The sequence below is a fragment of the Nitrosomonas sp. Is79A3 genome (genome assembly GCF_000219585.1).
Taxonomy (GTDB): Bacteria; Pseudomonadota; Gammaproteobacteria; order Burkholderiales; family Nitrosomonadaceae; genus Nitrosomonas.
Map to the genome: position 1 here is coordinate 833,836 of NC_015731.1, position 14,597 is coordinate 848,432.

At 46.2% G+C, this 14,597-nt stretch carries 14 protein-coding genes; 9 read left to right on the forward strand and 5 right to left on the reverse strand.

Translation table 11 applies throughout. The features are described 5' to 3' along the window. Positions 1 to 29 precede the first annotated feature (29 nt). From NIT79A3_RS03745 to NIT79A3_RS03775, 7 genes are all read left to right on the forward strand, one after another. Positions 30 to 1,667: an amidohydrolase gene (locus tag NIT79A3_RS03745; protein ID WP_013964932.1), complete on the forward strand. Its 1,638-nt coding sequence runs from the start codon at positions 30 to 32 to the stop codon at positions 1,665 to 1,667. A 2-nt stretch (positions 1,668 to 1,669) separates the two neighbouring features. Beyond that, positions 1,670 to 3,301, forward strand: a complete 1,632-nt coding sequence (locus tag NIT79A3_RS03750; RefSeq protein WP_013964933.1) for an MFS transporter — start codon at positions 1,670 to 1,672, stop codon at positions 3,299 to 3,301. A 147-nt stretch (positions 3,302 to 3,448) separates the two neighbouring features. Next, a complete protein-coding gene (locus tag NIT79A3_RS03755; RefSeq protein WP_013964934.1) occupies positions 3,449 to 4,318 on the forward strand; it encodes a pirin family protein in 870 nt (289 codons plus the stop codon). Between the two features lie 69 nt (positions 4,319 to 4,387). After that, entirely contained in the window at positions 4,388 to 5,014 is a 627-nt protein-coding gene (gene ycaC, locus NIT79A3_RS03760; RefSeq protein WP_013964935.1) for an isochorismate family cysteine hydrolase YcaC, read from the forward strand. Between the two features lie 168 nt (positions 5,015 to 5,182). Next, entirely contained in the window at positions 5,183 to 5,983 is an 801-nt protein-coding gene (locus tag NIT79A3_RS03765; protein WP_013964936.1) for a tectonin domain-containing protein, read from the forward strand. Positions 5,984 to 6,015: 32 nt separating this feature from the next. Next, a complete protein-coding gene (locus tag NIT79A3_RS03770) occupies positions 6,016 to 6,228 on the forward strand; it encodes a DUF3820 family protein (RefSeq protein ID WP_013964937.1) in 213 nt (70 codons plus the stop codon). 181 nt (positions 6,229 to 6,409) lie between these two features. After that, entirely contained in the window at positions 6,410 to 7,264 is an 855-nt protein-coding gene (locus NIT79A3_RS03775) for a PA4780 family RIO1-like protein kinase (RefSeq protein WP_013964938.1), read from the forward strand. Between the two features lie 171 nt (positions 7,265 to 7,435). Here NIT79A3_RS03775 and NIT79A3_RS03780 read toward each other — a convergent pair whose 3' ends face one another. The 5 genes from NIT79A3_RS03780 to NIT79A3_RS03800 form a co-directional block, all read right to left on the reverse strand. After that, entirely contained in the window at positions 7,436 to 7,678 is a 243-nt protein-coding gene (locus NIT79A3_RS03780) for a hypothetical protein (protein ID WP_013964939.1), read from the reverse strand. A 197-nt stretch (positions 7,679 to 7,875) separates the two neighbouring features. Then, positions 7,876 to 8,874, reverse strand: a complete 999-nt coding sequence (locus NIT79A3_RS03785; RefSeq protein ID WP_013964940.1) for an IS1595 family transposase — start codon at positions 8,872 to 8,874, stop codon at positions 7,876 to 7,878. A 69-nt stretch (positions 8,875 to 8,943) separates the two neighbouring features. Beyond that, complete coding sequence (locus NIT79A3_RS03790; protein ID WP_013964941.1) at positions 8,944 to 9,585, reverse strand: 2'-5' RNA ligase family protein; 642 nt, start codon at positions 9,583 to 9,585, stop codon at positions 8,944 to 8,946. Positions 9,586 to 9,899: 314 nt separating this feature from the next. Continuing rightward, positions 9,900 to 10,850 (reverse strand): chemotaxis protein, encoded by a 951-nt coding sequence (locus NIT79A3_RS03795; RefSeq protein ID WP_013964942.1) that lies wholly within the window; start codon positions 10,848 to 10,850, stop codon positions 9,900 to 9,902. Positions 10,851 to 11,131: 281 nt separating this feature from the next. Then, a complete protein-coding gene (locus tag NIT79A3_RS03800; RefSeq protein ID WP_013964944.1) occupies positions 11,132 to 12,400 on the reverse strand; it encodes an HDOD domain-containing protein in 1,269 nt (422 codons plus the stop codon). Positions 12,401 to 12,773: 373 nt separating this feature from the next. Here NIT79A3_RS03800 and NIT79A3_RS03805 point away from each other — a divergent pair, with 373 nt between their 5' ends. Both NIT79A3_RS03805 and NIT79A3_RS03810 read left to right on the forward strand, forming a co-directional pair. Continuing rightward, positions 12,774 to 13,706 carry a CPBP family intramembrane glutamic endopeptidase gene (locus NIT79A3_RS03805; RefSeq protein ID WP_013964945.1) on the forward strand — a complete coding sequence of 311 codons (933 nt, stop codon included), beginning with the start codon at positions 12,774 to 12,776 and terminating at the stop codon, positions 13,704 to 13,706. A gap of 172 nt (positions 13,707 to 13,878) precedes the next feature. Next, the gene (locus tag NIT79A3_RS03810) at positions 13,879 to 14,589 is read left to right on the forward strand and encodes a phosphoadenylyl-sulfate reductase (RefSeq protein WP_013964946.1); all 711 of its coding nucleotides are present in this window, start codon (positions 13,879 to 13,881) and stop codon (positions 14,587 to 14,589) included. Positions 14,590 to 14,597 lie beyond the last annotated feature (8 nt).

A 14,597-nucleotide genomic window follows, 5' to 3' on the forward strand; every position in this document is an offset into this window, starting at 1 on the left:
AGGTAATTGCTTGAGTGGAGATTCATGCCATGACAAATATTGAACCTAGTTTGATTTTCTACAATGGTAAAGTCACTACACTCGATAAAAGTAATCCCGAAGTAACAGCCATTGCACTGGCAAGCGGATTTGTGTCAGCCGCTGGATCAGACAAGGAAATCTGTGCATTGGCAGGGCCAGACGCGAAAATGATTGACCTGAAGGGTAAGCGCGTGATTCCCGGTCTCAACGATTCCCACTTGCATCTGATCCGCGGTGGTTTGAATTACAATATGGAGTTACGCTGGGATGGGATAAACAGCTTAGCCGATGCGCTGGCGATGCTGAAAATTCAAGCTGACCGCACTCCTGCGCCACAATGGGTACGCGTTGTCGGTGGGTGGAGCGAATTCCAGTTTAATGAACGCCGTATGCCGACGCTGGAGGAAATCAATTCAACACGCCATTTTATGCGCGAACTGAATCGCCTGGGGGTAACGAGCTGCATTGATGCAGGCGGTGGATTCCAAAATTACCCGGAGGATTACGCAGTGATTGAGAATCTGCACGAGGCTGGGTTGATGACGATACGTATCGCCTATAATCTGTTCACACAAAATAAAGGTGGAGAACTCGCGGATTTCAGGAAATGGGCAAATAGGATCAAACCCTACAGCGGTGATGGCTATCTGCGTCATAACGGCGCTGGAGAAATGCTGGTGTTTTCAGCCGCTGATTTTGAAGATTTCTTGCAGCCGCGCCCCGATATGGCAGCCAGTATGGAAAAGGAACTTGGCGACGTTGTGCGTTTTCTTGTAGAAAATCGCTGGCCATTTCGTCTCCATGCGACCTATGATGAAACGATCGACCGTGCTCTGGATGTTTTCGAAACCATTAATCGCGATACGAAGTTTGGCGATGTGCGCTGGTTTTTCGATCATGCCGAAACAGTCAGTGAAAAAAATCTCGAACGCATCAAACGCTTGAATGGGGGCATTGCTGTACAGCATCGCATGGCTTTTCAAGGCGAATATTTTGTTGATCGTTATGGTCAGCGCGCCGCAGAGCATAGCCCTCGGCTCCGCAAGATGCTTAATATGGGCATTCCGGTTGGCGGGGGGACCGACGCGACACGTGTCGCGAGCTATAGCCCATGGGTATCTCTGTACTGGATGGTGACGGGAAGAACAGTCGGCGGCTTGCCGCTTTATGGCGACAGCAACCGGCTTGAACGCGAAGAGGCGCTATATCTATGGACGCAGGGTAGCGCATATAAATCCAATGAAGAAATGGTCAAAGGCATTCTGATGCCCGGCATGTATGCGGATTTCGCAGTACTATCACAGGATTTAATGACTGTACCTGATGAAGCCATTAAAGTTATCACATCCATTATGACGGTAGTGGGTGGGAAAATCGTCTATGCAGACGCGGAATTCAAGTCACATGACACGCCTTTGCCGCCGGTGAGTCCCGATTGGTCGCCCGTTCGCTATTTTGGCGGTTATCAAGATAGTTCCCGACACGCTCCGATAGCTACTAACGCTTGCATGACGCCGGGATGCGGCCATCACCACGCTTACGGGGATGACGGTAAGCTATCCCGCTGGCTGAATCTTAACGAACAGAAGGGAAAACCCAGCTTTAAAAATCCATGGGCTATCGGCTGTGGCTGTTTTGCATACTGATCATGTCAAGTGGAATGACAAGCTCAGCGTTTTCTCCATTCAAACATCGTGTTTTCACGATCTTGTGGACCGCGACACTGATTTCGAATATCGGCACATGGATGTTCAACGTCACTTCCGGATGGGTAATGACAGAGCTGTCTTCTTCGCCTTTTATGGTGTCGATGGTGCAGGCGGCGACAGCCTTGCCGATTTTTCTGTTTGCTCTTCCTGCGGGCGCACTGGGCGATCTTTTTAACCGCCGCAAACTTTTGTTGTGGACACAGATTTTTCTCGCTGTTGTGCTGTTTCTTTTTGCATGGCTTTTATCGATTGGCGGTGTCAATGCTTGGGTTCTACTGCTGTTTACCTTCGTGATCGGCGCGGGATCGGCTTTTGCCATGCCCGCTTGGCAGGCTATCGTGCCACGTCTTGTGCCACGAGATACGCTGGGACCCGCCATTGCCATGAATGGGGTTAGCATGAATATTGCCCGTGCAATCGGCCCAGCGCTGGGTGGTTTTATTTTGGCAGCGGCTGGTGCTGTGGCGACAGCGTTTCTTGATGCTGTTTCCTATCTTGCTGTCGTGGCAGCGCTGCTTTGGTGGCGCACTGCCGCGGCGCGATCCGACGCGCTGCCTCGCGAATATCTGGTTGGCGCCATGCGCGCTGGCATTCGATTTGCGTTGCATAGTAAGCCGCTGCGCTACACTTTGATTCGTGCGCTTGCCTTTTTCATTTGTGCGTCTGCTTACTGGGCATTGTTACCGCTGGTGGCAAAAGATACGCTGCAGGGCGGCCCTAGCCTTTATGGGATTTTGCTAACCGCATTGGGAATTGGTGCTGTGTCAGGAGCGTTTCTGCTTCCAGTCTTGAAAAGACATTTCAGTGCAAACAGAATTATGCTATTGGCGACAGTAGGAACCGCGCTGTGCTCGCTACTATTTGCGTATGGTGGACATGAAGTCATCGGCATTGCTGCCGGATTTTCTGGCGGTGTGTCATGGATTATGGCAGTGTCATCGTTAAACATTTCGGCACAGGTGGCACTACCCGATTGGGTCCGTGCCCGTGGTTTAGCCATCTTCCAAATGGTGGTTTTTGGTGCGATGGCTGCAGGATCACTGGGTTGGGGGCAGGCAGCAGAAATGGTCGGGTTGCCGGTAGCTCTGGCTGCATCAGGGTTGTTGGCACTTGTTCTGATGCTTGTAACCATACGATTCAAACTTAATCTGGGCGAACATCATGACTATACGGCATCCGGCCATTGGGCTGAGCCCATTCCTGTCATACCGGTTTCGCACGATCACGGTCCGGTTCTGGTGACGCTGGAGTATCGTATCGACGACAAGGATCGCGATGCGTTTTGCTTGCTGATGCAGGAGCTTGGGACAATCCGCCGCCGCGACGGTGCTATTCAATGGGGATTTTTTGAGGATGTCGAAGATCATGGACGATTTATCGAAATGTTCACGGTTGAATCCTGGATCGCGCATTTGCGCCAGCATGCCCGTGTATCGGTTTCCGACAAGCTGCTACAAAACAGAATCTTTGCCCTACATCGTGGAGAAACTTCACCACGCGTGATGCATGCTGTCGCACCGCATACAGGAAATCACCTGAAAGCGATTCCCAAAACGCATCATGATTTATAAAAAAATAAGCCAAACACCTCCGGCAAAGCCGGCGGCTTGTATTATTGTTCAGCATCGAGAACTATGCGAATTATTTTAGGATCTACTGTTTATAGCAATTTTAATTCCTATCCAAATATCGAATTAGAAATAAAGCGAGGAGATTAGATGAAAAACGTTATGGGTGTTTATGATGCACCGCCCCTCCATTGGGTAGGTAATGGTTTCCCGGTACGATCGCTATTTTCTTATCGAGACCACGGAAAACTACTCAGCCCGTTTTTGCTACTAGACTATGCGGGACCTGTAGAATTTGCGTCAGCTGAACAGCCGCGCGGTGTAGGACAGCATCCTCATCGCGGATTTGAAACCGTCACGATCGTTTATCAGGGTGAAGTAGCACACCGGGATTCTACCGGTCAAAGCGGTGTGATTGGTCTCGGAGATGTGCAATGGATGACAGCGGGTGCGGGCATTCTGCATGAAGAGTTTCATTCCGAATCTTTTACACGTTCAGGCGGTCAACTAGAAATGGTGCAACTTTGGGTCAATTTGCCTGCCAAAAATAAAATGACTACGCCAGGCTACCAGGCCATTCTTAATAAAGATATTCCAGCCATAGCTGTGCCTGATGGATCAGGCGTGGTTCGTGTGATTGCGGGAAATTACCAAGGCCATGCAGGACCTGCACATACCTTTACTCCGATGAATGTTTGGGACTTGCGGTTGAACCCTAGAAAAACAACGGAGTTTTCGTTAACAGACGGCTGGAATGTTGCGCTCATTATTTTACATGGAATGGTGTCAATCAACGGTGATACGCTGGGAAAAGAAGCCCAGACCGTGGTGCTTGATCAGATGGGCAATAGGATTTCGCTCGAAGCACAGGGCAATAATGCAGTAGTGCTTCTGCTCAGCGGCGAACCGATTGACGAGCCAATTGTGGGACAAGGCCCTTTCGTCATGAATAGCCAGGCAGAAATTAATCAAGCGTTGGCAGACTTCGAAAGCGGAAGTTTTGGGCAAATATCTCGTTAGTTTGCGCGCTACTTATTCAATGCTTGCATGGTTATGCATGTTGTGATATCCAATTAGGGGAGAAACAAAATGAGCAAAACTTATCATCGTCTCGATAAAAACAATGCGCTCGTTGCACTCGTCGATCATCAGGCGGGATTGCTGTCACTGGTACGTGATTTTGAGCCGGATAGGTTCAAGAATAATGTACTGGCTTTAGCTGATTTAGCTAAGTATTTTAAATTACCGACCATTCTGACAACCAGCTTTGAAGATGGCCCGAATGGCCCATTGGTTCCTGAATTAAAACAAATTTTTCCAGATTCTCCCTATATCGCGCGCCCAGGAAAAATTAACGCGTGGGATAACGAAGATTTTGTTAAAGCGGTCAAACAAACGGGTAAAAAACAATTGATCATTGCAGGTATCGTTACAGAAGTTTGTGTCGCTTTTCCAGCACTTTCAGCCTTGGAGGAAGGTTTTGAGGTATTTGTTGTAACCGACGCATCGGGAACCTTTAACGAGGTGACTCGTGAAGCTGCATGGAATCGAATGGCTGAGGCTGGTGCACAACTGATGAGCTGGTTTGCTGTTGCCTGTGAGCTGCACCGCGACTGGAGAAATGACATCGAAGGTCTTGGCGCACTATTCTCTAATCATATTCCTGACTATCGCAATCTTTTTACTGCCTATACTGCGATCAAGGCTAGTAAGTAAGCTGTGGTTGGAGTAGCTGATAGCCGTGGTTGAGTACAAGGTTTAGCTATGGAGTGTATTTTCCGATTGGAATTAAGAAAACAGTTGGCAGAAAAAAGGGGAGGGGGCTAAACTGAAAGTAGTCAAAATTGTATTGTGTCAAGGCGTAATTACCATAAGGAAAAAAGCATGGCTTGGTCAAGTGGTCCGCAAATGAAATTTGTCCATCAAGCGAAGCGCCTGTCACGAAGAGTGTTGATTGGATTGCTGATGGTATGTGGAATGTTCCCTTCATTGGCTCAGGCCGAAATTTGGCACAGTACGCCAACCAGCGGAATGAGAGATGTCGCGATCGCACCTAGCGGGTTAATCTGGCTTACCGGCGAGGACGGGGCTGTCTGGGTATCGGATAATATATATGGCTCCTCATTTAGGCAGATTGGTGCAGGTGGTTTTAGCCGAATTTCTGTCGGACCGGATAGTACTGTATGGGCAATTGGATCCAATGGCTCATTGTGGAAATTTGCTACGGGTAGCTGGACCGAAACAACAGCAAACGCAGTGGAAGATGTTGCTATCGCACCAGACGGCAAAGTGTGGTTTGTTGGGAAAAATGGCAGTATCTGGTTTAGTGGCGACCAAGGACAGAAGTTCACGCAGATTGAGGCAAGTAGTTTTAGCCGGATTTCTGCCGGACCAGGTGGCGTCGTTTGGGCAGTTAGACCTGATGGCACGTTGTGGAAGTTTGCCGCGGGTAGCTGGGCCAAAACACCAGCAAGCGGAGCCGGAGATGTTGCTATCGCACCTAATGGCTTAATCTGGCTTGCCGGCAAGGACGGGACCATATGGAGTTCACCGGATGGCGGTGTCACTTTTAGTCAAGATGAAGAAGCGCGTGGAATAGAAAATATTTTCGCTGGAAGATCTGGGACATGGGCAGTCGGGTTCAATGGCACACTCTGGCGTAAGCTCTTTTCTCCGCAGTTCTAACCTCTGTACAATTGTTGTATTAATCAGTACTGATGAATCCGGAGCATTTGCAGCTATTAGTCACCCAAGTCATGCCTTATGGCAGGTACAAAGGACGTTTGATTGCCGATTTGCCGGGAAATTATCTTAACTGGTTTGCTCGCAAAGGGTTTCCTCCCGGCGAAATCGGGAAATTATTGGCATTGATGCATGAGCTTGATCACAATGGGCTAACATCGCTATTAGGCCCCCTTCGTGAGCGCTAACATAATGGCTGAAATAAAAAACACCACTATTGAAATACCGGCAGATTGGTACAATATAAGATTAAGCATTCTGGATAACCTAATTCAAGTCCTGTTTTTAATACCGTAGCGGCCAATGCAGATAGTTTTTCAACGGCCTGCTAAGATGAATATCAAAATATAAGCGTAGTATTTTACAAGAATGAAAACCCCAAAAAGAATTGAACCACTGATCCAGGATGGCTTTATCGATGAAGTTATCCGACAATTAATGAGCGGCAAGGAAGCTTCGGTTTATGTGGTTCGCTGTGGAGAAGAGATACGTTGCGCTAAAGTATACAAAGAAGCCAACAAACGGAGTTTCCGCCAAAGCACGGATTACACCGAAGGCCGCAAAGTAAAAAACAGCCGTCGCGCACGCGCTATGGAAAAAGGTACCCGGTATGGACGTAAAGCACAGGAAGAATCCTGGCAAAGTGCCGAGGTAGATGCGCTGTACCGGCTCGCTGCTGCGGGTGTGCGTGTGCCCAAGCCATATCATTTCCATGAGGGCGTTCTGCTGATGGATCTGGTGACCGACAGCAATGGCAACGCAGCCCCGCGGCTCAACGAACTTGTACTGACTGCAGAGTTATCTCGTGAATATCACCGCATACTGATTACACAGGTGGTTCGCATGCTGTGCGCAGGGATTATCCACGGCGATCTGTCTGAATATAACGTGCTGGTCGACAGCACTGGCCCTGTTATCATTGATTTGCCACAAGCTATCGACGCAGCTGCTAATAACCAAGCCTGTAAAATGCTGCTACGCGATGTCGAGAACTTGGCTATTTATTTCGGTCAGTTTGCGCCCGAATTGCTAGCCGCCAGTTATGGTATGGAGATGTGGTCACTCTACCAAAGCGGACAACTACATCCAGAAAGTGTTTTGACCGGGCACTTCGAACGTATTGAGAAACCAGTCAATATTCAAAGCGTTCTGCGTGAAATCGATGACACGCTGAAGGAAGAAGAAGCAAGGAAACTTTATCGTACATTACATGCACATCAATGATGTACGGTTCGCCGTATGGAATGGATGCTCGCTACTAACATTGTTGCAATATTTTTGCATTAGCAAAATATAAAAATATTGCTACGAAATTTAACTTTCAATTTCCTTAGGCTCTGAATAGAAAAAAGGCCAATGTATAACAACATTGACCTTCCTTGAGCTTACGAAAATTTAGGCATAAATTTTCTTCAAAGGTAAGCGTGTCTTATTATCAGATATATTGCCAATTGTAAGGTAGCCTAGAAAAAATAAAGCTCCTAAAGTGATATCAGCTTCTAACCAGCTTACTTCGGATTGCATAATTGAGAACGAAGGCAGATCACCAAATATCATAAGCCCGATCAGAGGAACAATGCCAAATAAAACGAAAGTGGCTTTTACAGCTGTGTAAAAAATATTTTGACTTGTTTTCATGTGAATCTCCTCGTTGGAAGTTTGATAAAGCTAATTAAAATGTTCTTACATAGTTAAAAATAGGCTATGTCACCGTTAATTGTTGGCTATGTCATCGTTAGTTAGTGGTAGTCATGTAACCCGATGAATTGGAATCAAAATATCAATTATTGGTTTTTTAGCTAATGATTTGTTTATAAATGATAACTTGTATTTATTTACAGTGACCAACAATTAACGACGACATAGCCTAATTGTTGAGCATCATTCATACCCAATGCGGCAAGCAAAACTAAGTGGGGAGACAAGGAGCCATGAACACGATCAATCAGCCGTCGCCACCCGAGATAATTGGCAAGGTAATGTGTGGCGATGCCGTGAAATCGGCGCATCCATTCTTTGAGGTGGCTGTCGTAGGCATTCACGTTTTGCACGTGATAGATCTTGCCGACAACCCGGATACCTGCAGCCAGATTGATTGGGCGGTGGACGATGCCGATTTCCCGCACTGCGGCACCCAATGCCTTGCCGCTATCAGTACAGAGAACTGCATCGTTTGCCAGCAATGGTTTGAGTGCCGCGCCGATATGCTCTTTGTCAGCTTTCTCCAAAACGAAGTCAGATGTGCTCCCAGTACGATCACGGCCAATCAACACAGGAATCTGTTCAGAGGACAAACCACGCTTCGATGCTTTGCCGCCGCGCTTATGTGGCGGGCGCGTCATACCGTGTTTCTTACCTTTGAATGATTCAAGAAAGAAGGTTTCGTCAGCTTTAGCAATGCCAACCAAACTTGTGGCTTTCTGCTCATTAGGCAGCTTAAGAAAACGATGGCGCCAGTGAAATGCCGTGTTGCGATGCATATCGCAGACTTTTGCGCTGGTGCGCACGCTCTGACCTGATGCTAATTGTTGCGCGTATTCCAGCCACTTGTCCTTATGGCGCAGGCGTGCCAGTGGTATTCCGCTTAGTGTATTGAAGGTGACGCGGCAGGCACAGCAGCGATAGCGTTGTAACCCAGAAGCCGATCCCCAGCGTGCAATTTGGTTATGACCGCACTTGGGGCACAATGGCGTGACCAGTATACGATTTTCAATCAACGTACTGACGGCCTGAATATGCCCAATCTTGTGCAAACAATCTGCTAATAACCTTCTCTGGTGCGGCGTCAATCTTGCAAGTTCTGCCGCTAATATTTGGAATTCTTCAGTTTTCATCAAAGATCCTATCTCATTGATTCATATGAAAACAGTATAGACCGCTATTTAACGGTGACATAGCCTAAATCAATAAAGTGCCACGATGCATTCTTTCCTCAAACGTGAACCAATATCCTTTGCGTCATAAGAATAAAAACCAACGTGATCCACAGCAAGTTCGATTGGTTCTTCTTGCAAATTTTTAATCATTGCCGCTATCGATGCAACGGCATGATTGGCACTATATAGACCAAGGGTAACATGAGGAATATAGTGCGTGTTTCTGAAATCTTTCCTGTCATCAATCAAGGTATTCCGGATCACTTCTAATGATCCTGACGGATCCATTACTTCAAGAAACGGTGCTGACGAGAAGCTGTTGATGCCGCCGATTGAGACGATAAAGGGTGCCAATTTCAGGGCATGAAGCGTTGCCTGCTGTTTTGTGATGGCAGCTTGTGTGATGTCGTCATTATGAATGATGTGTTCGCTTAAAAAACCGCTGATGGCAAGCGTAATATGTGCCTGTCGCTCATAGGGATACAACAGCAGATCGTTGAAAAGGGAATGGTATTTTTGCAGCCGTTTATTGACTAACGCAGTATCGCTATCGATTGCCCACAAATAGTAGCGCGGACGGTTTTTATGCCATTCAGGGTATTCACGTTTTTCAGCCGCATGCGTGTGCTGTTGTTGTATAAACGATTGCCAGGTGTCGGTGTAGTACACGGGTCAGTGTGCGGATGAAGGTGATGAGCGCTATACTATCTTCATTTTCTCCCGGTTTGGCAAGTGCCGGTTAAGGGCTTGCATGCTTTCTTAACGCCGCATGGGCAATCCATTGCCGATTCTGTTGCTCGTCTATACTATTTCTTGACAGTAATGCAGGTGAAAATGCAAAATTCTGACAATTTCAGATTAAATGAGATCCGGGCTGACATGTGCCAAAGCACAAATCAGTGTGATCTGTTGCGTTCTGGTTTGTGATAGATTATCCAAGAATTAAGGCAAAGGTAGTCCTTTGCCTAGTCTCTTTGTGTCAATTATGACAGTACCTTGCGGATAGCTCCGGCCAGCTCTTCAGCCGCAAATTTGGCGACGTAGGCATCAGCGCCTACCGACTTAACGTGATTTTCGTTAGCTTCACCTGTCAGCGAGGAATGAATCACCACTGGAATTGATTTAAATCGCTGGTCGTTCTTGATGTTGCGAGTGAGTGTAAATCCGTCCATTTCCGGCATTTCCAGGTCGGTCAATACCAGGGCCACTTTGTCCTGAATTGTTTTACCCTCGGATACGGCCGCATCCGACATGGCCTGGATACGGGTCCAAGCTTCAAGCCCAGTTTTCGTCATCACAAAAGGAACGTCGAGCGCTTTAAGCCCGTTTTCGATCAAGCTACGCGCGAGCGGTGAGTCATCGGCAGCCAGGATAACCGTTCCGGCGGGAAGTTTTATCTGGGGGCCAACATTCTCCGGTGTCAGGTCTTCAGTCGAACTGGGCAATACATCGCGCAGTATTTGCTCGACATCAAGCACTTGTGCTAATCGTGACTCCTCGGTATTGCCATCGAGACGTGCAATGCTGGTGATCAGATTGCCGCCATTATTTTCTGCGGCAATCACCTGGTTCCAGTCCAGGCGTGCAATTTCACTGACTTCCTCAACTGCGAAAGCCTGGGTCGAACGTGCGTATTCAGTGACCAATAGAATTGGAGTTCCCTTTTTCGGCGTACAACCCACAACCTTTGGCAAGTTAATAACCGTAATGATTTGGCCGCGAATATTGGCGACCCCCATCACATTGGCGGGCGCATTGGCTACTGCGGTGATGGTCGGCATGACCAAAATCTCACGTATTTTGAAAACGTTGATGCCATATAATTCCCGGTGATCGGTACCGGGCGCTTCACCTAAACGGAACAGTAATAATTCAAACTTGTTGTTGGATGTCAGATTAGTGCGTTCGTCAATTTCGTGTAATGCTGTGTTCATGGAGTGCCCTCCCGCTGTCGGTAAATAGGAAATTAACAGTGTATCGTATTGATTGAGCTAGGAAGAACGCTATAAGCGAGATGAAATGGCTGCTTTTCACCGGATTCAAAGTGGAGGTATGCGCGCTAATCTTGTACGGTGCAACTTCAATCGCGATCAGGGAGAATCTGAAGAAATGAATCTCAAAATGCTCATTGATCATGCATAAACTGCGCTTTTCCAACTGTTCTTGATTTGTATCGATTGCCGCTTACATTTTTCAACGGCACTGCTAGTGCCAGTTAGTTTACTATTTCTTCTAGGCGATTAGCCCATCCTATCGCTTGTGTTTCTATATTTGATAATTCATTCAGACTTAAAAAATCCAGTTCGGATAATATGGAATGAATGGAGGTAATCTCGCCTTTTTCTTTGGCTTCAATTAATTTTAATGCTTGACCTAAGCGGCCGTGGCGAGACATCAATGCTTGACTTATGTCGTCGGAGACCCCTAATTTGTCAACTATTTGCTGCATTTCTATGCCCAAAAATTCATCCAGTAAAGATAAAATTCCGACCATATATGCTCTTTCTTGGTGATTCTTATCATGCGGGCGCTCGATGGTTGCAATTAATTCCATCAATTTGCCACGTGCTACAGCAGTTTGTGTCAAGGCGGTTGACGCACTATCTTCCGATTGATTGGAAGTATAAAGCAAAAGTTGTATCCAGCTTTGCAGTTGCTTGCATCCCATTAACTTAATGGCGTGCTTGATGGAATTGATTTTCTGAGGTAAGCCGTCAGTACCTGAGTTCACCATGCGCAGCAAGTTATAACTTAAGCCAGGCTGACGTTTAAACTCGTTTTCAATTTCACCGATGCTGCTATTGCTATCATTCTCACTGGCGCCATCATTATTGCGCATAACCAATGCTAATAGCTTCAATAATGATACCTTTCCGGGATCGGCACGTTTAACGGACATTACCTCAGGTTTCGCAAAATAATATCCTTGAAACATTTGAAAGCCCAGTAATCTGCAATATGTTTCTTGTTCGCGATTTTCAACTTTCAATGCTAAAAGCAAGACCGGCCAACGCTTGAGTTCACCGACCAGCTTTGTAAGCGCATCTTGATTCAGTGCAAGAACATCCACTTTTACTACGCTGACCAGAGGCAATAAGAGTTCAACTTTACTGTTGATAGCGATGATATTATCCAGTGCAAATTGATAGCCCTTTTGTTTCAATTCCTTACAGCGCTGTAAAAATTCCGGCGTTATTGACGCGGATTCTTTAACTTCGAGCACAATATGTTTGCTGGGCAGTAAACTAATAATGTCACTCATAATGAGATCAGGATCGGCATTGATAAAACCACGCTGGTGCCCCAGGACATTGTGGATACCGAATTTGCCGTAGGCATTAACGATAACGTTTGCTGATGCAGATAAGTCACTAGTGACATTTGCAGTTTCCTCAGTTTCTTCTTGTCTGAAAAGTAACTCAAATGCGACTAGATTGTGATTACGATCTAGAATTGGTTGTCGGCCAAGACAAAAACCACCCATATTTTCCTCCGCAATTATCGATTGATACACATAAAATGTTGCTCCTCGCCGGCCTTCTTAAAGATGACTGGAATGGTTAAGAATGCTGGTGAAGGTTTCTTGTACTTTTAGGAGCATATTACAAATCTAGTGATGCCTTAACCGAGAAAAACAGTCTTTTAATAGCCTAATAGCCATTTTAGTCAAACATATAGATTCGTATCTCAATTTTTCAAATCAACGGGTGTTCTTGTGTTCATTGAATATTGATCATGGCTATTATTTGTAAGTAGTTTTAAAATAGAAGCATTTTCACTCCAACTTGATTGATACCGCTCTTCTGCGAGTAATCAAAGACGCTTATCCCCAGTAACCATATGTTTTTCCATCTCGAATGACGACTATTCTTTCTTATCTGCAAGAATATGCTAAGGCAGTTGATAAATGGTTGCTGCTTTTTTGCATGGTGTGGGCGGGTATTCTGGTTACCCTGAATTACCTACTGGGTATCGAGAGTGAAATGATCAAAGGACTTGATTCCCGCTTTGATCAATGGTTTTCACTTTTTCTGGTTTATTGCAGCGCTTTCGTGGTTCCCTATTTATTTGCTATGGGTTTCCGGAAACAACTGATAGACGCGACGCCAACGTTTTGGCTGCTGCTTTTTTTTGCACCGGTATTGTTTGCGCTCAAAGTAAGCATTGCCAATCCGCTGGAAAATATTATCAATGGGGTATGGGGAAGTTATCTGACAATTGTTACGACACTTCCCTTTAAGTTATTAGTTGTGCTTATCCCGCTAATCGTTTTATATAAGATTCTTCCCGTGCAGCAGAACTTTTGGGGTGTAACCTTTAAAAATGTTCGATGGCGGCCCTATTTTTTGATGCTGGCTTTGATGATTCCACTGATTATTTTTGCCAGCACGCAACCGGACTTTTTAAATGCATATCCCAGATTAAGGCAAGCGGATTTTATTGTGCCGCACACAGAAAATCCGCTGTGGTATCAACTCCTCTATGAAATAAGTTATGGGATTGACTTTATTACGATAGAATTATTCTTCCGTGGATTTTTGGTGTTTGCATTTATCCGTTACGCCGGACCGTCGGCTATTTTGCCAATGGCTACATTTTATTGCAGTATCCATTTTGGTAAGCCTCTGCTTGAATGTATCTCTTCTTTCTTTGGGGGGGTGATATTGGGTATGATCGCCCATAAAACCCAATCCATCCTGGGTGGTCTGACCGTGCATCTGGGTATCGCCTGGATGATGGAATTAGGCGGTTATATCGGAAATCTAGCAGGTCGTTGGAAAACGTTTTAGAAGCAGTCGATACAAGGCAAAAAGAGGTGGAAAGGTACAGCTTATGAACGATAAATGAGCTTTTTAGCCCATTTTTAACACTGTAACGGTAGCGCAGATAGTTTTTCAGCGGTCTGAGAGGAATGAAATAATTTTTGAATTGTAAATTGTAATTAGAGAATGAGTAATTAATATGTCTGAAGCAGCAACTGTAGTACAAAGTTCCAGCAACAGTGCGGGTTTGAGCGCACAAACTATCAAAGAATTGAACACGCGATATCACCCGCTCGGTTTTGAAGCGCGTTTGCGCAAGCTTTATACCGATTTCCGGCCTGAAAAGATCATGATAACGTCTTCCTTTGCGGCGACCTCCGCCTATTTTCTGCATATCATTTCGCGCATCCGGCCGGAGCAGGTGATTTTTTTCATTGATACCGGATTTCATTTTCCAGAAACCTTGTTATACCGGGATTATCTGGTTGGGCTCTATCACTTGAAAGCCGAAGATGTGAAAGCGGATGATTATCAGCATCAATACAGCGAAAAAGAAAAATTGTATGAAACCGATCCGGATTTTTGCTGCACGATTAACAAGATTAACCCGCTGGAGGCGATCAAACCCAATTACGATATCTGGGTGTCGAGCCTGATGAGCTGGCAGACAGATCACCGTGCCGGTTTGGATATTTTTGAGGAACGCCGCGGGATAATCAAGTTTAACCCGATGATCGATGTGACGCGAGAAGAGCGCGATGCGTATATTCTCGAGCATAAACTGCCGTTCCACCCGTTAGTGGCGGAAGGTTACTCTTCGATTGGTTGCACACACTGCACGGTAAAAGGCGAAGGCCGCTGCGGACGTTGGTCCGGAAAACCTAAAACCGAGTGCGGACTGCATCTTTAGTCGCGTCG

Excerpts from the sequence above, each read along its gene's own strand:
- NIT79A3_RS03745 (WP_013964932.1), top strand. The coding sequence starts at position 30 with ATGACAAATATTGAACCTAGTTTGATTTTCTACAATGGTAAAGTCACT.
- NIT79A3_RS03750 (WP_013964933.1), top strand. The coding sequence starts at position 1,670 with ATGTCAAGTGGAATGACAAGCTCAGCGTTTTCTCCATTCAAACATCGT.
- NIT79A3_RS03755 (WP_013964934.1), top strand. The coding sequence starts at position 3,449 with ATGAAAAACGTTATGGGTGTTTATGATGCACCGCCCCTCCATTGGGTA.
- ycaC (WP_013964935.1), top strand. The coding sequence starts at position 4,388 with ATGAGCAAAACTTATCATCGTCTCGATAAAAACAATGCGCTCGTTGCA.
- NIT79A3_RS03765 (WP_013964936.1), top strand. The coding sequence starts at position 5,183 with ATGGCTTGGTCAAGTGGTCCGCAAATGAAATTTGTCCATCAAGCGAAG.
- NIT79A3_RS03770 (WP_013964937.1), top strand. The coding sequence starts at position 6,016 with ATGAATCCGGAGCATTTGCAGCTATTAGTCACCCAAGTCATGCCTTAT.
- NIT79A3_RS03775 (WP_013964938.1), top strand. The coding sequence starts at position 6,410 with ATGAAAACCCCAAAAAGAATTGAACCACTGATCCAGGATGGCTTTATC.
- NIT79A3_RS03780 (WP_013964939.1), bottom strand. The coding sequence starts at position 7,678 with ATGAAAACAAGTCAAAATATTTTTTACACAGCTGTAAAAGCCACTTTC.
- NIT79A3_RS03785 (WP_013964940.1), bottom strand. The coding sequence starts at position 8,874 with ATGAAAACTGAAGAATTCCAAATATTAGCGGCAGAACTTGCAAGATTG.
- NIT79A3_RS03795 (WP_013964942.1), bottom strand. The coding sequence starts at position 10,850 with ATGAACACAGCATTACACGAAATTGACGAACGCACTAATCTGACATCC.
- NIT79A3_RS03800 (WP_013964944.1), bottom strand. The coding sequence starts at position 12,400 with ATGGGTGGTTTTTGTCTTGGCCGACAACCAATTCTAGATCGTAATCAC.
- NIT79A3_RS03805 (WP_013964945.1), top strand. The coding sequence starts at position 12,774 with ATGACGACTATTCTTTCTTATCTGCAAGAATATGCTAAGGCAGTTGAT.
- NIT79A3_RS03810 (WP_013964946.1), top strand. The coding sequence starts at position 13,879 with ATGTCTGAAGCAGCAACTGTAGTACAAAGTTCCAGCAACAGTGCGGGT.